General features: G+C 65.0%; 16 protein-coding genes. 10 read left to right on the forward strand and 6 right to left on the reverse strand.

Features of this window, described 5'->3' with window-relative positions; genetic code table 11:
- Positions 1 to 48 precede the first annotated feature (48 nt).
- Positions 49 to 1,203, forward strand: coding sequence for a nucleoside hydrolase (locus tag G6N61_RS00455; RefSeq protein ID WP_163916174.1), 1,155 nt, complete (start codon positions 49 to 51; stop codon positions 1,201 to 1,203).
- A gap of 413 nt (positions 1,204 to 1,616) precedes the next feature.
- Here G6N61_RS00455 and G6N61_RS00460 read toward each other — a convergent pair whose 3' ends face one another.
- From G6N61_RS00460 to G6N61_RS00475, 4 genes are all read right to left on the reverse strand, one after another.
- Entirely contained in the window at positions 1,617 to 2,036 is a 420-nt protein-coding gene (locus G6N61_RS00460; protein ID WP_163916176.1) for a sensor histidine kinase, read from the reverse strand.
- Between the two features lie 5 nt (positions 2,037 to 2,041).
- On the reverse strand, positions 2,042 to 2,731 hold the full coding sequence (locus tag G6N61_RS00465) for a hypothetical protein (protein WP_163916178.1): 690 nt from the start codon (positions 2,729 to 2,731) through the stop codon (positions 2,042 to 2,044).
- A 157-nt stretch (positions 2,732 to 2,888) separates the two neighbouring features.
- Entirely contained in the window at positions 2,889 to 3,170 is a 282-nt protein-coding gene (locus G6N61_RS00470; protein WP_163916180.1) for a hypothetical protein, read from the reverse strand.
- A 176-nt stretch (positions 3,171 to 3,346) separates the two neighbouring features.
- Positions 3,347 to 3,592 (reverse strand): hypothetical protein, encoded by a 246-nt coding sequence (locus G6N61_RS00475; protein ID WP_163916181.1) that lies wholly within the window; start codon positions 3,590 to 3,592, stop codon positions 3,347 to 3,349.
- Between the two features lie 447 nt (positions 3,593 to 4,039).
- On the opposite strand from G6N61_RS00475, the gene G6N61_RS00480 reads away from it, so the two are divergent.
- From G6N61_RS00480 to G6N61_RS00500, 5 genes are all read left to right on the forward strand, one after another.
- Positions 4,040 to 4,978, forward strand: coding sequence for a methyltransferase (locus G6N61_RS00480; protein ID WP_163916183.1), 939 nt, complete (start codon positions 4,040 to 4,042; stop codon positions 4,976 to 4,978).
- Between the two features lie 63 nt (positions 4,979 to 5,041).
- Positions 5,042 to 5,899 (forward strand): condensation domain-containing protein, encoded by an 858-nt coding sequence (locus G6N61_RS00485; RefSeq protein WP_163916185.1) that lies wholly within the window; start codon positions 5,042 to 5,044, stop codon positions 5,897 to 5,899.
- Entirely contained in the window at positions 5,871 to 6,281 is a 411-nt protein-coding gene (locus G6N61_RS00490; protein ID WP_220101426.1) for a hypothetical protein, read from the forward strand. Before G6N61_RS00485 ends, G6N61_RS00490 begins: the two co-directional genes overlap by 29 nt.
- 242 nt (positions 6,282 to 6,523) lie before the next feature.
- On the forward strand, positions 6,524 to 10,090 hold the full coding sequence (gene car, locus G6N61_RS00495; RefSeq protein ID WP_163916190.1) for a carboxylic acid reductase: 3,567 nt from the start codon (positions 6,524 to 6,526) through the stop codon (positions 10,088 to 10,090).
- A gap of 103 nt (positions 10,091 to 10,193) precedes the next feature.
- On the forward strand, positions 10,194 to 11,150 hold the full coding sequence (locus G6N61_RS00500; RefSeq protein WP_163916192.1) for an LLM class F420-dependent oxidoreductase: 957 nt from the start codon (positions 10,194 to 10,196) through the stop codon (positions 11,148 to 11,150).
- Between the two features lie 4 nt (positions 11,151 to 11,154).
- On the opposite strand, the gene G6N61_RS00505 is transcribed toward G6N61_RS00500, so the two are convergent.
- Positions 11,155 to 11,955, reverse strand: a complete 801-nt coding sequence (locus G6N61_RS00505; RefSeq protein ID WP_170314441.1) for an acyl-CoA thioesterase — start codon at positions 11,953 to 11,955, stop codon at positions 11,155 to 11,157.
- 11 nt (positions 11,956 to 11,966) lie between these two features.
- The gene (locus G6N61_RS00510) at positions 11,967 to 12,929 is read right to left on the reverse strand and encodes a LysR family transcriptional regulator (protein WP_163916196.1); all 963 of its coding nucleotides are present in this window, start codon (positions 12,927 to 12,929) and stop codon (positions 11,967 to 11,969) included.
- Positions 12,930 to 13,509: 580 nt separating this feature from the next.
- On the opposite strand from G6N61_RS00510, the gene G6N61_RS00515 reads away from it, so the two are divergent.
- The 4 genes from G6N61_RS00515 to G6N61_RS00530 all read left to right on the forward strand — a co-directional run bounded on the left by G6N61_RS00515 (position 13,510) and on the right by G6N61_RS00530 (position 17,161).
- Positions 13,510 to 13,665 carry a hypothetical protein gene (locus G6N61_RS00515; RefSeq protein ID WP_163916198.1) on the forward strand — a complete coding sequence of 52 codons (156 nt, stop codon included), beginning with the start codon at positions 13,510 to 13,512 and terminating at the stop codon, positions 13,663 to 13,665.
- 1 nt (position 13,666) lies between these two features.
- Positions 13,667 to 15,082, forward strand: coding sequence for an amidase (locus G6N61_RS00520; RefSeq protein WP_163916200.1), 1,416 nt, complete (start codon positions 13,667 to 13,669; stop codon positions 15,080 to 15,082).
- 136 nt (positions 15,083 to 15,218) lie between these two features.
- Complete coding sequence (locus G6N61_RS00525) at positions 15,219 to 15,857, forward strand: LysE family translocator (RefSeq protein WP_163916202.1); 639 nt, start codon at positions 15,219 to 15,221, stop codon at positions 15,855 to 15,857.
- A 146-nt stretch (positions 15,858 to 16,003) separates the two neighbouring features.
- Positions 16,004 to 17,161, forward strand: a complete 1,158-nt coding sequence (locus G6N61_RS00530) for a GGDEF domain-containing protein (RefSeq protein WP_163916205.1) — start codon at positions 16,004 to 16,006, stop codon at positions 17,159 to 17,161.
- The last annotated feature ends 6 nt before the right edge of the window (positions 17,162 to 17,167 follow it).

Genomic DNA, 17,167 nt, shown 5'->3' on the forward strand with positions numbered 1-17,167 from the left:
TTGTAACAATGGCCTCCTGATGCTGCGCCGCTGCTCTCCGGGGTGTCAATGGGGCAACCGATGCAAAGTCCACCAAAGGTTTTGCATCGTTTTGCATACCTCGGGCGGGGGCGCCCCCGCGGAATCTCCTGCACAATCGTCCTCGGCGTGAACCTGAGGAGTCGCATGCTGGAACCGGCACCGGGCGCGGATACGCGATGGGTGGTGGTGGACACCGACACGGGACTGGACGATGCGCACGCCCTGCTGTACCTCCTGGCCCAACCGGACATCGAAATAAAAGGCGTTACAGCAGTGTTCGGCAATACCACGGTGCGTCAGGCTGCGCGTAACGCCGCGACCGTGCTGGAGGTCGCCGGTCGCACCGACGTGCCCGTCTACCTCGGCGCCGCCGGACCACTGCAGGGCGACGCGGTCATCGACACCGTCTGGCACGGCGAGGACGGCCTAGGCGATCGCGGCCTGTCCACGTCCATTCCCCACATCCAGGCGGAGTCCGCTGCCGACTTCCTGGTCCGAATCGCCAACGCCCATCCACAACGCGTGGACCTTCTCGCCATCGGACCACTGACCAACCTCGCACTCGCCCTCGAACTCGACCCCGAGATCCTCTGCAAATTGCGTTCGGTGGTCATCATGGGCGGCGGCGGCCCGTATCCCCCACCCGGTGGCCTCACCCTGACCGACTCGAACTCCAACCACGACCGGATCGCGGCCCAAAACGTCTACACCGCTCCGAACATCGAGAACGTCGTCATGGTTGGCGTGAACGTCACCCTCAGAGCGCTGCTGGACGAAGACGCCTACGATCGGCTGCGACGCCAGCCCGGGCCGTGGGCCACCTTCGCCGCCGCGGTACTCGACGCCTCCAACGGTACGTATCAATACCTTTGGGGACGTCGCGTTTCAGCCGCGCACGACGGGCTCGCGGCCGTGATCCTCCACCGTCCGAATCTGGTGACGAAATGGGTGGAGGGCCCCGTAACCTTCACGGCCACGGCTGGATCCTTCGCGGTGCAAGTGGCTCGCACCTACCACGGCGATCCTCTGACGTTCGATACCGATAGCGGACCTACGATCCGCGCTGCCACGGGCTTCGATGAGGAGGAGTTCTCGCGGTCATTCCTCCGGGCTCTGATGCGCCGAGATTCGTTTGGCGTCGATGACGAGCATGCGCCCCCCGCAATGAACGACAGTGGTTGAAGACGTACTTCCGTGAGCGCAGACGTCAACCCATACCGTCGTTGGGTGTCCTTCAATCAATCACCGCATTTCGTCGTGGCGGGCGTGAGCCGACCCCTCAACTTGCAGCTATTGATCCCATGAACACCTCGAATTCTCTTTCGTTCTGTGGCGCAGCTTGATTGGCTGGCTACCGGCCCACTAACAGCAGATGACCATCCGCAGCATGATGACCGAGGAAGCGACATGAAGAAGATTGCCCGTCAACGAGCCCGGCTTCGGCTGGGTCAATCACATCAGCCAACCTCACGTCCACGTCCCCCACGTCGATACGACCGTCCATTACTGACGTAAGCCTGGCGTCTCAGCCGCGGTCGGCTTCTCGAAGTGGTAGACGGGCTCGCCGCGAGCGATTGAGGCCCGGACTGCCGCGTTCAGCCCGTCTGGCCCAGCGGAAGGCAGGCGGTGAAGCGCGTGTCGCCGGGCCGCGACTGGACACCGAGCGTCCCACCGTGCAACCCCACGATCGTGCGCCAGGCCAGATCCAGGCCCATGCCGACCCCCTCACCGACCGGCTTGGTCGTGAAGAAGGGCAGGAACACCCGTTCCCGAATCGCCGCGTCGATACCCACCCCGGTGTCCTCGATCTCCACGCGGACGATTGCGGGGTCGACGAGCGCGGTGCGCACCGTGATGACGCCGGTACCCGTCGGTGTGGCCCGGATGGCGTCGATGGCGTTGTCCACCAGGTTGGTCCACGCCTGGTTGAGTTCGCCGGCGTAACAGAGCATCGGTGGAATGTCGGCAGCGTAATCCCGGCGGACGACGATGCTTCCGCCCGTGGCGGCGGACATGACGGTCAGCGTGCTATCCAGCAGATCGTGCAGATCGCATACGGTGAGCGGTGATGCGTCGAGCTGGGAGTACTGCTGTGCCGATCCGACCAGCGCGCTGATCTCGGTGCTCGCACGGCCAGGTCACCGAACAGTAGGAGTTTGTCGATGCGTTCGGTCAACGCGGACACCACCGCCGACAGTTGGTCCGCGGCTTCCGATCCGGTCAGCGCGTCGGCCATGATCTGGAGCGCGGCCGGCGTGAGGCCACCGGCCGCAAGGGACGGCGCCCATGCCCACGTGTCCTCGACGCCATGGACAGTCAGCCACTGTTCGAAGTCCTCCTCCAGACGAACACGTTGAGAGGCCGAGAGCGGCGACTTCAGTACGTTGTCGACCGAGTCGACGACCTCGCATCGGAGTGCCTCGTACACCTGCGAAGCGACCGGCGGAAGCCGACGGTCGGTGCGGTACTGGTGATCGTCGTGAAGACGCGTCCGGAGTTGCGCTGCGATGCGGACCATCGCCCCAGCCGGATTGTTCAGCCCGTGCATCAGTCCGGCGGTCAGTGTTCCGGCCGCTTGGATTCGACGCTGCTGATCAATGAGTTGATGAACGCCCTCGTGGTCGACGATCATGCCCTGTAACAGGTGCACGGCCATGGGATACCGCGCGCGGACGAACGCACCGAAGTGGTCGGCGGCGATCCGAACCATGCGGGTGGCTTGGTCGTACGCACCGAGAAGCCGTACCTGGCGGGAGGGTCGTCGATGAAGGAGGCGGTCGCGCCGCAATACGCGCCGCGGTGACCGGTCCGCATCGTTTGGACGTCTCGGTCCCGCATCGCTTGCTCAAGGCGAGTTCCCCCTCGACCTAAACATAGAAATCGCGCGCGGGCTCGCCCTCGCTGATGAGCCGGCCCACCCCGTAGTCCACCAGCGAAGCCTGAGCCGCCACTGCTTCGAGATCGGCATCCGTCAAGGCCTCGAAAAGAAACGGCGTCCGCAGCGTGGCCGGATTCAGCGGTGACTCCAACTCCACACGCGCCGGTTCCGTATCCGCGATCCTAACTCCGAATTGGGTTATATCGCCCATTCTGAGATAGCAGCCGCCGCGCGCCGCGGCGGTGCTTTCGGAAGCCTGCGACAAGGTCACGGTCGTGGAGCGCGACTCACCATTCGACGACGACGCCGGGAAGCGAAGGGGTGTTCCCCACGGTGAGCAGCCGCACCTGCTCCTGGCTCACGGTGCACGGCTGTTGTCGGACATGTTTCCGGGGTTCGTCGACGGGTTCCTGGCGGCTGGTGTACCGGCGTGGACCGACGGCGACCTCACGACTCGGCGGGAGCCATGATCGAGTGCGGTTCGTTCAACCACAGCTCGCTGTCACGCTCGATGGCGAAGATGTCGGCGTGTTTGGTGACGGCCCAGAACGGCCGATAGGGGGCGTGGTCGACCCAGACGACGGGCGCGTACTCACGAAGCCACGCCAAAGCCTCGTTGAGACGGGCCTCGTCCACGTACGACTGCGGATTGGCGAGCAGTCCAGCCGCTTCCTCGACGATCAAGACACCCACCTGAATCCTTCCCACGGTCGTCCCGAGTCCAACACGGACGTGAGTTCGTCGGGACGAAATATGCTGTACTAGTTGAGCTTAAGGTGCGAAGTCGCCGTGTTCATTAACAGCCTCGATCGGTCCTATCGATGGCATGAGCGATGCACGAGGTGCGATCGAGACACCGTAGAGGGGGTGCCGGCACCCGCGTGCGCAGGGCTGAGCGGACCGATAGACGAGCCGACACAGTCGCATTCGCAGGGTTGCCGTAGCCGGCGCGGCCGTGGTGGCACCATTCCGGACTGAGGACACCCCACCTGAAGCCACGCGAGCATCGCCCGTACGAATAGGAGACTCCGGTGAGCGAGAAGCCGTGTAACGCGCGCTCGTCTACTGCGGCGACGCGCGCGGAACACGATGCCGTATACCGAATCATCATGGCGTATTGAGGAAGTCAGGTGGCCCGCGTTGTCCGAGCTGGATGTAGCCGAGCACCTGAGAGCAGACGCGTTGTCCAGCAGTGATATCGCCTCCAGGATGAACATCGACCCGTCGATGACGCACCGCCTGTTGCGGGCGGCCGCATTGGGCTTCGTGGTCTTCAATCCGGAAACCTCCCGGTTCGCTCGGACCGCCATGCTCGATGTCCTCGACGGCGAATCACCTCTTTCGTTGAAGCACTATGCACAGACCGCAGGCAGCGAAGTGTCCTGGATGCCCGGTATGCGTATGACAGACACCGTGCGGGCCGGCCGCGATCACACTCAGGACGTTCTCGGCTGTTCGCCGTTCGAGTTCTTCGCCGAGGACGACTCAGCAGCGCGGGTGTTCAGTCTCGCGATGACCGAGATCTCCACACCCGTGATTGCCGAGGCGGTTCTCGCGATCGAGCCTGACGGGGCTCGGACCGTCGTGGACGTCGGTGGGGCCGACGGAGCATTCGTTGCCCACCTGCTGAAGATGCACAATCAGCTCAGCGGTGTGGTCTTGGATCTGCCCCAGGCGATGTCGGGAGTCGAATCCGAATCACGCCGCCGTAGTCTGCAGGACCGCATTACGGGGGTCGCTGGTGACTTCTTCCGCGAAATCCCGTCCGCGGATATCTATCTCCTGAAGTTCATTCTCCATGATTGGGATGACGAGTCGTGCAGACAAATCCTGACCAACGTCCATACCTCCATGGGCCCTCGAGCCCGTCTCTTCGTCGTGGATATGACCACCGACGACGGGTCAGTCGAAGCTGCCATGATGGACATGGGCATGATGGCGGCGTTCACCGGGCAGGAGCGCAACACCGATCACCTGCGATCCCTCCTAGCTTCCGCGGGACTGCGCACCGTCCGCACGTCCCGTCTGCATCAGCCTTACATCGTGATCGAGGCCATGCCGCTTGATGTTGAACCCTGAGTCGCTGCAGGCGCTTTCAGCATCGGATCTCAAAGCATCCGACCTTCGAGAGGAAGTTGGCGAGTGACATTGCCAGAACAGCGTGTGATTCGACCGCTCGGGGCCCTCGAGCGACTCTTCTACCGCTATTCCGAGGCACATCCCGTGCACTTCACATTGGCCGCGGAGTTCGCCTTCGAGATACCGGCTGAGCAATTGCGTCACGCCCTGGCAAAGGTTGCGCAGCGCCATGCTCTGCTGCAGGTACGTGTCGGCGAGGCTTCTCAGGATGGACCGATCTTCCTGCATGATTCGCAGGTCGTCGGGCTTCCGTTGTCCGTCTCGGATGCTGATCCCCGGGAGTGGCCCTTCGTCGCCGCCGAGGAGCTCGCTGCACCGTTCGATCGTCAGACTGCGCCCCTTGCGCGTGCCATTCTGCTACGCAGAAGGCGGCACAGTGTGGTGCTACTCACCCTTGACCACACGGTGGCCGATGGGATCTCGGCAGCACTAGTACTGCGCGATCTCATTCTGGCGCTCAACGGTATTGGACTGAACACACTGCCGCCGCCGCCATCCCAGGAATCGATGCTCGCTCGCCACTGCGCCGCTGTCGACAGCGGCTACGACGACGCCGCGGAGTCGCCAGCGCAGGATGCCCGCATGAACCGCGTGAGTAGCGTCCGGCCGTTCGACGGCGTCACGCCTCACGTGGCCACCGCTTCCCTAACGGAGAACGCCACCGCGCAATTGGTCTCGCGGGCGCGCGCCCAACGCAGTACGGTCCACTCGGCGCTGGTCTCGGCCACCGCCAGGGTTCGGCGGCAGATCTCGCGACGGCTTCACACGTGTAGTGTCGCCGATCAACTTCCGGTCCTTGATCGGAGAGCCCGAGAGTTGCGCCGATTACTTCATGTCGATGCGGACCGGGGTGGATGCTGACGACGGCGCCACGTTCTGGGAGCACGCCCGAATGATCAACCACCAACTCCGGCAACAGCGCTCTCGGGAAGGCATCCTGACCGCATCTCGGATGGTCGAGGCGGCGATCACGCCTGACGCCGACTCCGACTCAGCGAAGCGATTCCTCATTGCGGGGCTCAGCAACGACCTCTCGGTCACCAACCTCGGTGTCCGCCTCGTACCGAGTCACTGCAGGCTTACACCCAGCGCGCTCTGGGGGCCGGTTCAGTTGACTCAGGTGGCCGAAGAGACAGTCACCGGTGTGATCACCTACGGAGGTCGGATGCGTTTGACCAAAACCGGTTACATGACAACCGACGGCTTCCTCGCGACCCTGGTGGATACGCTGCAACGGTGCTGACATGCCGCCGCCCGTGAATAATCATCGCGTACCGACGTGGCGCTTTCGCGGCATATTCGGAGCCTCGCCCTGACGGTCGAAAGCGCGATCGATGGTCGACATAACCCCGAGCGATACCCGCATCTCAGTCAGGACCGGTAGGACTTATGCGGGTGCTGCGAGTTCGGACAGTACCGCCCCGCTCGGTCGGCGCGGTAGTGCCGATGCCCGATCGTCGACGACCTACCAGAGGGGACCGCACGATGTCGAAGGCATCTGCTGCTGCTCGACCGCTTGACATCGGGGTGTCGCAAGAGGACCGGCTCCGGCACCGAGTCGACCGCCTTCTGGCCTGTGACCTCGAGTTCGCCGCGGCCCGGCCGGATGACGCCGTCCAGCAGGAGCTCTTACGGCCGGATGTTCGTCTCTTCGATGTCGTACGCACGGTTGCACATCGGTACGCGAGCCGTCCCGCACTGGCGCAACGAGCCACGAGGCTGACGACCGACGGGTCGGGGAACACCGTCGCCGAACTACGGCCGTCGTTCGCGACGATCAGTTACCGCGAGCTCTGGCGGCGGGTGGAAGCGATGATCAGCTCCCTCACCAGCGGGCCCGCACCGCTGAACCCCGGTGACCGCGTCGTGATCCTCGGTTTCTCCGGAATCGATTACACGGTGATCGACCTCGCCGCAACGCTGGCTGGGGCACTGGTCGTACCGCTGCAGAGCGGAGTTGCAACTGAGCAACTGAGTGCCTTGGCGGACGAGACCCAACCAGTGCTGATCTTCACCGACGTCGACCTGATCGAGAAGGCCGTCGACCTCGCTCTGGTAGCACACGCACCTCCTCGCATCATCGCGTTCGGTTACGACGAGCGCGTCTCAGCACACCGCGAGAGTCTCGACGCCGCGCGGGTGCGCGCATCCGGGGAGCGGTGCGATCTCGTGGTCGAGCCGCTCGGCGACTTCAGCGCTCGCGGATCACGATTCAGGGCGCCGAACAGGCCGGACGGTGACCTGGACGCACCGGCCCTGCTGATCTACTCATCGGGTTCGACTGGAACGCCCAAGGGGGCGACGATCTCGGAGCGGGCCGTCGTCGGCTTCTGGAAGTCGTTGTCCAGCGGGGCGTTCGGGGATGCGGCCCGGTACCCCGCCATATCTCTGTGTGCTCTTCCGTTGAGTCACGCGGCCGGGCGCATCTCCGTCGCCATGGCACTGTGGTCCGGCGGCACCGCGTACTTCACCACCAACGGCGACCGTCCGGCTCTCATGGACGACATCGCGCTCGTCAGGCCCACCCATCTGCACCTCGTTCCGCGCATGTGGGAGATCGTCCACCACGAGGTCCAGATCGTTGTCGAGCGGCTTCTCGCCGAAGGTGGCGGCGCCCACACCTCCTCGAGTGACATCCGCTCCACGATCGAGGAGCAGCTGTGCGAGTCGATGATCGGCGGACGTCAGATCCTCGCCGTGGTCACGGGCGCGCCGATATCGACGGAGCTGAAGCACTGGGTGCAGTCCTTCTTGGATGTGCCCTTGATCGACCTGTACGGCTCAACAGAGGCGGGCATGATCTCCATCAACGGACGCATCGTCCGACCGCCGGTCACCGAATACCGCCTCGCCGACGTTCCCGATCTGGGCTATTACTCGACTGATGAGCCGCATCCGCGCGGCGAACTCCTCATCAAATCCGGAGGCCTGTTCGGTGGTTACTACCGGCGACCCGATGTGACGTCCTCGGTGATCGACGCCGACGGCTGGTACCACACCGGCGACATCGTGGCGCAAATCGGGCCGGACCACGTCGCCTACGTGGACCGAACGAGTAACGTGCTCAAGCTGTCCCAGGGCGAGTTCGTCGCTGCGGCGACCCTGGAGGGTGCATATGTCAGCCACCCCATGATCGGTCAGATCTACGTCTACGGCTCGAGCACCCGCTCGTATCTGCTGGCCGTCATCGTGCCCACCGCCATCGCCCTGGCTCGTTCCAAGGGAGACCGGAGCCTGCTGCGGTCGCTGCTCACCGAGGCGCTCAGGGAGACGGCACGCCACAACGCTCTGCGCGCGTACGAGGTGCCCGGCGACTTCCTCATCGAGGAGCTACCCTTCGCTCTGGCGAACGGACTGCTCACCGGACCGGGGAAGCCGGCGAGGGCGGCGTTGAAGCGCCGGTACGGGAAAGTGCTCGAGGAGTTGTACGCCGCGAATGACGAATCCCTTGGGCAACGTCGCCGTGCACTGGCGGAGAACCGAGACTCGAAATCGACCCGCGAAACGGTCCGCGACGCCGCACTCGTCGTGACCGGATCCCCGGAAGCCGACCTGCCTGCCGATTCTCGTTTCGCGGACATCGGCGGTGACTCGCTGTCCGCGGTGACCTTCCGCAACGCCCTCCGTGATCTCTTCGGTGTCGAGATCCCGGTGAGTGAAATCCTGAGCCCCGTCACCGATCTGAGCGTGATCGCCGACCGGGTGGACGCACACCGGCGGAGTGACTCGGTGAGGCCCACCTTCGCCTCCGTGCACGGAGCGAATGCGCGTGAGGTCAGGGCTCGGGACCTCGCCCTCGACGCGTTCATCGACGCGCCGACGCTGCACGCCGGACCGTCGCTCCCCGTGACACTGACGGGCTCGACGGTGCTGTTGACGGGTGCCACCGGATTCCTCGGCCGCCACGTCGCGCTGCGATACCTCGAGACCGCCGGCTGGCCTGTGGCCAAACTGATCTGCTTGATCCGCGGTCGCGACGACGCCGATGCCGCGGCGCGCCTGGACCGAAGCTTCGAGGGCGGTGACCCATTCGTATACGGTAGGTACCTGACCCTGGCGGACACGCGCCTCGAGGTCGTCGCCGGCGACATGACGGAGTTCCGCCTCGGTCTCGACGACCGCACGTGGCAACGCCTCGCCGCCACCGTCGACGTCATCGTGGACACCGCGGCCCTCGTCAATCACGTGCTGCCCTATGACGAACTGTTCGACGTCAACGTCGGCGGCGCCGCCGAACTGATTCGACTGGCGATGACCACCATGAGGAAACCGATCAAGTACGTGTCGACGATCGCAGTCGGGGATCAGATATCACCACCGGAGTTCACCGAGTGTGCCGACGTGCGTGCAATGAGCCCCATCCGCAGGGTCGGCGACGAGTACGCCAACGGCTACGCGAACAGCAAGTGGGCCGCCGAAGTGCTGTTGCGCCAGGCACACGAGCGGTGCGGCATTCCCGTTACGGTCTTCCGGTGCGACATGATCCTCGCTGACGTCGGCCTAGTCGGGGGTCTCAATCTGCCGGACATGTTCACCAGGTTCGTCTTCAGCGTCCTGGCGACCGGCATGGCTCCGGATTCCTTCTACACCAGCTTGGCCGACGGGCAGAACGCAGCGCACTACGACGCCCTGCCGGTCACGTTCGTCGCCGAGGCGATCACGGGGCTCGCCGCGGCGTCCGATCCCAGCGCCCACGTGACCTATCACGTGGCCAATCCGCATTCCGACGGGATCGGCATGGACACGTTCGTCGACTGGCTGATCGAGGACGGGCACGCCATCACCCGCGTCGGGCCCTACGCGGAGTGGCTGCGCCGCTTCGAAACCGCGCTGCGCGCACTGCCCGATGAGCAGCGGAGACTGTCGCTGTTACCGCTTCTGCACGACTACCGCCGACCCAGGCGACCCGACGAGGGATCCGCTGTGCCCGTCGATCGGTTCCGGGCCGCCGTCGGACACGCGGGTCTCGGCGAGCGCGGCGAAATTCCCCACATCCAGCCGAGCTCCGTCCGTCTCTACGCCGCCGAACTGAAGCGCATCGGATTGCTGTGACTACCGACCACGGACAACCGATGTCAACCGAAGTAATCGGCGGCGTCGATTTCGCGAACCACGTTGGCTAGACCGTGATTCCGTCGACGAATACGGTCGCACCGTGACGATTCAAATGGGACTTCAGATACCCAACTTCTCCTACGGCACCGGCGTCGAGAACATCTTCCCGTCGGTGGTCGCGCAGACACGAGAAGCCGAGGATGCCGGATTCGACTCCGTGTTCTTGATGGATCACTTCTACCAGCTGCCCATGCTGGGCAGCCTGAACGAACCCATGCTCGAGGCGTACACGACGTTGGCGGCGTTGGCCGGCGCCACCACGCGGATTCAACTGGGCACGTTGGTCACTGGGATCACCTACCGCAATCCCGCACTGCTGGCCAAGATCATCACCACTCTCGACGTGGTGAGCGCGGGACGCGCCATTCTCGGCACGGGCGCGGGCTGGTTCGAGGCGGAGCACACCGCGTATGGATTCGAGTACGGCACGTTCACCGATCGCTTCGAGCGTCTAACGGAGGCGCTCGCGCTCATCGCGCCGATGATCCGCGGCGAGGAAGCCGCTCTGCAGGGCAAGTGGTATCGAGCCGATTCCGCGTTCACCGAGCCGCGCTACCGCGGCGACATCCCGGTCATGTTGGGCGGTAGTGGGGAGCGCAAGACGTTCCGTCTTGCCGCCCGCTACGCCGACCACCTCAACATCATGGCGCCATTCAGTGAACTCAAAGCCAAGCGCGAAGTTCTGGCGCGCCGTTGCGAGGAGATCGACCGCGATCCGGCGACCTTGCAGACCAGCGCGTTGGTCATCGTCAACGTTGACGAAACGGCCTCTGCCCCTGAGGGTATGGAGGAGGTCGCCGTCTTCGGAAGCGCTCCGCAGATCGCTGAGCAATTGAAGAAGCGGGTTTTCGACGCCGGCATCGACTCGGTCATCGTGAACCTACCCCTGCACGGTCATACCCCCGGGCTCATCACCGAGGTCGGGAAGGCGATCCACGAGGTACTCCCCCACCGCGTCATCCCCGAGTGGACCCGTACGGCGCTGCCCGAGGTCTAGCCCATCAGCCCTTGAAGTACACGATCTGATGGGTGGTGGCCAGTAGTGCCCCGCCGCGACTCCACATCGTTGCACTCTGGTCGAAGTAACCGCCGCCGAAGTGATTGGCCCGCGCGCGACCCAGGACGAAGTCCTCCCCCACGATCCGCAACTGCCGGTGGTCGGCGTGAAAGTAGATGGTCAGCGAGATGGTCCCGGCCGGGACGAATCCGCCGCGGCGAAGGAACACCCGTGGGAAGAACACGTCGCACAGGCCGGTCAACGCAGCATGATCCAGTGTGCGTGCGGGATCGTCGCGCACCCAGAGCGTCGTCGTCGATTCCGCACGAGCTTGACTTGCGTCGGCCGGAGCGGCGCCATCGACGATGCGCATGTCGTAGTTGCGCAGCCAGGGGGCGAACTCCGAAGGCTTCTGCGGGCCGGTCTGCTCCGGCGTCGGTGCCACCGGAGCCTCGGCCTCGGTGTCGGACCAGGAGTCGCGCCGGGTGCCGAACAACGCCGTGGCCGTCGTCTTGGTCTCGCCGACCTGACGAAGTCGAGCGATCCAGTGCTGGTTCGAGCGATTGCTCCGCGCCGGCTCCGTGACGATTTCGAACTCGCCATCACCGATCGGTGCTGCGAAGTTGACCGTCAACGCCACCGGTTCGCCTACGCGCTCCGGCTGCACCTCCAACGCGCGCAAGATCGTCGCCGCGGTGATCCCCCCGAACGGCCCGACCATGTTGGCCCACTGAGGTTCGGTGTGACCGCGTACGAGGCCCGCCGCGATCGGCTCCAGCTCGGTCGCCGTGTCGAAGGGATGCAACGCAGGTGTGCTCAGGAGGCCAGCGCGTCCTGCGAGGCGTCTTGGAGCTCGATGCAGGGACTCGGCGAATACGTCTCGCTCGCACCGTCTTCGAGCAACGACACCAAGTGTCCGAGGTCGCGGCGCCGAGACGAGGCCGACCACGCCGCCCATGTGCGCAGCCGGAGCGGATCTCCGGTCAGGCGCCGCCACTTGATCGGCGGTGGGAGCGTGCTTTGACAACTCGGAGCAGCCAACCCGAAGGACCGTCCCAAGCTGACACTCGCGTACGTCACGTCCGGAACCAGCTCCTCGGTGTAAGAGGCCGACGGTTCGATGTGCAGACCGTAGCTGCGCAGTGTCGAGGTCAACTCGTCGTACCACACCGGGCTGCTGTCGCGTGGGAATCCGTGCCAATCCAGACCCAGTCCCACCAGCGACTCCAGTCCCACTTCGTCCGAGGGACCCAGCCGCTCGGCCTGACGCTCACTGACGATCACCCCCAGTGGTTCGTCGGAGATCAGCACGGCGTCCAGATCTGCCTTGGATGGTCGATGCCGAAGCAGCGCAAGATCCAGTTCAGCCCGACCGAGAGCATCGATCTGGCGCGCGGTGGACAGCTGTCGGACGGCTATGGACGTCGACGGATAGGTGGCTGCGAGCGTCGCCAGTGCGCTGCTGAGCAGACCCGCCGGGAGCCCGAAGGGCATGCCGATGGCGAGCGATGCTTCCTCGCCGCTGTTCTGCGACATCGCCGCGACTGCCTGCTCGTAGCGGGCGAGCACCGCCCGAGCCTCGACGACCAGGAGTTTGCCTGCCGTCGTGGTCACGACTCCGGAGCTGGTGCGCTCGAGTAACACGACCCCGCATTGCTTCTCGAGTCCTCGAATCGTGTGCGATATCGCGGGTTGGCTCAGGTTCAGCCGATGCGCGGCTCCCGCGAAGCGGCCCTCCTCGACCACGGCGACGAAGGTCCTCAGTTCACGAAGATCCACGGTCACGCTCCCTTGTCTGTACCACGACGCCGAATGGCGGTGCGAAGATCCGGATGAGCGGATTCGAGGATCTGGCCGAGCCGCGTGGGCGGTACCGGATACGACGTATGTCGGCGTGTGACCGCCGCTCCGCCGTCGAGGAGACGACGGTATGCATCGGAGAGCGTCAGCGTCCTGCACATATGGGCCATGCAACCCATTCTGCACTACTATTTCGACTACCTGCCAGAATCTCAGGAGATTGACAGCCAGGGTTGGCGGCGGAGCCGCGTGTGAACATTTCGTCGGACGCACTCTCAGCGACTGATCGACACCGATACGCGGTACCGCCTCACCGATACGAATCAATTGGGTCAGTTCACCCATTAATACGCCTTCGATGCGGCACTCCTATCGATCCTGAGCCCATCCGAATCGCAACGAGATGGTCCGGCGGCGGTGCCGAATCGATTTGCGCGTTTCGTGTTGCACAGTGGGCGCGGTGCCCCATAATCAAGATTGAATCGCCCCTTGGTTTCCAGTGCGGGTACGCCCGTTTCGCCGTTGGTAGGACGAGGGGCTCGAGCGAGGAGGGGCACCTGTGGATTCGAACGAGGCCGACCCGGTGTCCGCCGCCGAGGGGGCGGAGGACTCGGCGAACAGTCTGCTGGCCGCGCTGGACGCGAGAATCGCGTCGGCGGTATCGCGGATCGACTCCGAGACGGGGCTGGGCGTCTCATTCGATGCGCGGTGCTGAGATGACGACGATGAACGATCTGTCGCTCGCATGGCGGGCCGACATCGCCGCGGTGGGCGGCCTGCTGGCCGATAGATCGCTGTCCGCTGTGGAACTCACCGACACCATGCTCGAGCGCATCGCGGCGATCGATCCGACGGTGCAGGCGTTCGTGACCGTGTTGGACCGGTCGGCGCGCGAGCAGGCGGCGGCCGCCGACGCCGAGATCGCCTCCGGTGGCTATCGCGGTCCGCTGCACGGCATCCCGATCGCCATCAAGGACATCTACAACACCGCAGGCGTCGAGACCACGTGCTGCTCGCAGGTGCGCCGCGGCCACGTACCGGACAGCGATGCCACGGTGGTCCGCAAGCTCAAGGAGGCCGGAGCCGTCGTCCTGGGCAAGGTCAGTACGCACGAATTCGCTTTCGGTTTCGATTCCGAACCCACCAGGAACCCCTGGAACCCGGACCACATTCCGTCGGGTTCCAGCGGCGGCTCGGGAGCTGCGCTGGCCGCGGGTCTGTGCTTCGCCGCTACCGGAAGCGACACGGGCGGCTCCATCCGCGCTCCCGCCGCCGCCAACGGTGTCGTCGGCATCAAGCCGACCTACGGCCGCGTCAGCAAGCACGGCGTCGCCGCGCTCTCGTGGTCGCTCGACCACGCCGGACCGATGGCGCGTACCCCACGCGACCTGGCCATCCTGCTGACCATCATGGCCGGGCACGACCCGCTGGACACCGATTCCAAACACGTTGCCGTCGAGGACTACTGCGCGGCACTGACCGGAGACGTCCGCGGCCTGCGCATGGGAGTGCCCTCCGGTTACTTCACCGACGACGTGACCCCCGCCGTCGGCGAGGCCTTCGCGGCGGCCACCGCACACTTCGGCGAACTCGGTGCCACCCTGGTCCCGGTGAACGTGGACTTCCTCGACCCCGCATTGGACGCCATGATGGCGATCGCCATGGCCGAGGCCGCCGCCTACCACCGCGACGCCATGGCGAGAACACCCCACCTGTTCGGAGCCGAGACGCGCAGTCTGCTCGACGCCGGCACCCTTATGTCCGCCTCGACCTACCTCAACGCCCAACGGGTGCGCGCCGCGATCAAGGACTGTTTCCGGCAGGCCCTCCGCGACGTCGACGTGCTCCTGACGCCGACCCAGCCACGCACCGCGATGAAGGTCGGCCAGACCGTCACCCACATCGGATCCCGAGAGGAATCGGTCTTCGAGGTGTCGGCGCGCTTCTGCGCCCCGTTCAACCTCTCCGGACTCCCGGCCGTCTCGGTTCCCTGCGGATGGTGCCCCGACGGACTGCCGATCGGATTGCAGATCGTCGGCAAACCCTTCGACGAAGCCATCGTCCTGCGCGTGGCCGACGCGCATCAGAACACCACCCCGTTCCGACACCGGTACCCGGCCCTGGCGAACTGACCTCGCATCGATCCATGAGGGCGATAAGTCGCAGTTGTGGTGTGGTCGCCCCTGCACCCATAGGCTGACGACACCGAGACGGTAGCGGGCGGATGCATGCAGAGCCCATGATTAGCGCGCGAAGGGGATCTGAGACGTGAATCCGAATGTGCTGAGCCTGATCACGATAACGGGTGCGATCGCGATCGGTGCGATCAGTCCGGGACCCAGCTTCGTGATGGTGGCTCAGACTTCGCTCGCAACCGAACCGCGAAACGGTCGCATCGCAGCGCTCGGGATCGGAGTCGGCGGTTTGATGTTCGCGGTGACGGCCACGGCGGGTTTGGGTGCTGCGCTCGTCTACGCCGGACCGCTGTTCATGGCAGTCAAGATCGCCGGTGGCGCCTACCTCGTCTATCTGGGAATTCGACTGTGGCTGGCCAGCATTCGCGATGATTCGACAGAGGAGGGGTCCAGAGCCGTCGCCTCGACGCGGACCTTCACCACGGCGCTACTGACGCAACTGAGCAATCCCAAGGCGATCGTGGTCTACGGGAGTGTCTTCGCTTCGGCGCTTCCGCTCCATCCTTCGCACTGGCTGCTTCTCGCCCTGCCGCTGGCGGTGGCCGGTGTCGAACTGTCCTGGTATCTGATCGTCGCAACGGTGATGTCACGGCCCGGCCCCAAGCGGGTTTACTCCCGAGCCGGGAGGACGCTCGACCGCGTCGCCGGGACTGCCATGGGAGGCCTCGGCGCCGTCTTCGTCGTCGAAGGTGCACGCGCCTCACTTCGGTGAGAATTCCCGGCTTCGACGGTCGCGGCGTCCGAGCGTTCTTCGAGCCGCTCATCCGGCTGGAGTACCCCCATAACCACGGCTGTAGGTGTCTCCTGTGCGGTCATTGATACCGTACCCGCACCCCGGTTGGCTAGGAGGAATGCTCGATGCGGAGCACGGGATCGTCGTTGCCCAAGAGTGGATTCCGGAAGTCACCCGGGCGGAAGGCGCAGGCGGATCGCTTCCTCCTGGTGGCGTCGAGTCTGGCCGATCGGCGGGTGCAGGACGACCTTCGACACGCGCTCTCGGCCATCACCGGGGTCCTCGGGATTATCCCCGTCCTGATGCTGGCGAGCCCGGCGGGCCCCTCGGGTCCGATCGGCGGCGGGCTCGCCATCGCCACCACGACGTGTTGCCTCGTGATGGCCGGCTGCTGGTTGCGTCCTCGCTGGCCGACGCGAAGTCAGTCAGCGGCGTTCGTCCTCGTCGCCACGTTCTGCACGGCGGTGGCGTGCTTGGTGCTGCAGGCGCCGGACGCCGGTTTTCTCGGTCTGATCGTCTTCGCCCTCCTCGGCGCATACGCCACGTGCTTCCATCCTCGTTGGATCCACGCCTTCATCTGGGTGGTGGCCGCCTCCACCTTCGCTGTTCTGGAGGTCAGACTGTTCGCCGTGGACGGCGTCCTGGCTGTCAGCGGCGCCGTTCTCGTCATCTCGACGAACGTCTTCGTCGTCGTCGCCAGCCGGACGTCCGTTCAGCATCTGCTTCAAGGTCAGGCGACCGTCGACAACGACATCGATCCCCTGACCGGTCTGCTCAATCGGCAAGGTCTCTATGCGAGAGCGGCAGCACTGCTGGCGACGTATCAGAGCGATGCCGACCGATACCTGGTGTTGACGGTGTTGAACATCGACGGCTACTCGTTGGTGACCAGTCTCGCCGGAGAGCGCGGAGCCGACGAGGCTGAGCTACAGGTCGGGCGCCTGCTGCGAGAAAACCTGCGGCACAGGGCCCTTCTGGCACACACGGCCGAAGCCGAGTTCGTCGTCGCCGACGTATGCTCCACTCCCGGACCGTTTCCAACCGTCGAACGTGTGCGCGCTTCGTTGCTGAACTCCGCCATGGGGTTGACCCTCAGCATGGGGGTCGTTGGAACCCTCGTCGCGCCGCTGCGGCAGTTCGCGGTTCCGGACGTGCTCGACGCGGTGATCGCGGTCGCGTCCAAGGCGATGTACGACGTGCGCAAGACCGGCGGCAACGCAGCGCGGTACGAGATCAACCCGAGACTGGCGGTCGCCGGCGGAACCGACACGCCTGCATCGTGAGGTGGG

The sequence above is a fragment of the Mycolicibacterium arabiense genome, from assembly GCF_010731815.2.
In the GTDB taxonomy this organism is placed as follows: domain Bacteria; phylum Actinomycetota; class Actinomycetes; order Mycobacteriales; family Mycobacteriaceae; genus Mycobacterium; species Mycobacterium arabiense.

Coding starts and splice junctions, on each gene's coding strand:
- G6N61_RS00465 (WP_163916178.1), bottom strand. CDS start 2,731: ATGGTTCGGATCGCCGCCGACCACTTCGGTGCGTTCGTCCGCGCGCGG.
- G6N61_RS00460 (WP_163916176.1), bottom strand. CDS start 2,036: ATGTCCGCCGCCACGGGCGGAAGCATCGTCGTCCGCCGGGATTACGCT.
- G6N61_RS00520 (WP_163916200.1), top strand. CDS start 13,667: ATGACGACGATGAACGATCTGTCGCTCGCATGGCGGGCCGACATCGCC.
- G6N61_RS00455 (WP_163916174.1), top strand. CDS start 49: ATGGGGCAACCGATGCAAAGTCCACCAAAGGTTTTGCATCGTTTTGCA.
- G6N61_RS00530 (WP_163916205.1), top strand. CDS start 16,004: ATGCGGAGCACGGGATCGTCGTTGCCCAAGAGTGGATTCCGGAAGTCA.
- car (WP_163916190.1), top strand. CDS start 6,524: ATGTCGAAGGCATCTGCTGCTGCTCGACCGCTTGACATCGGGGTGTCG.
- G6N61_RS00490 (WP_220101426.1), top strand. CDS start 5,871: ATGTCGATGCGGACCGGGGTGGATGCTGACGACGGCGCCACGTTCTGG.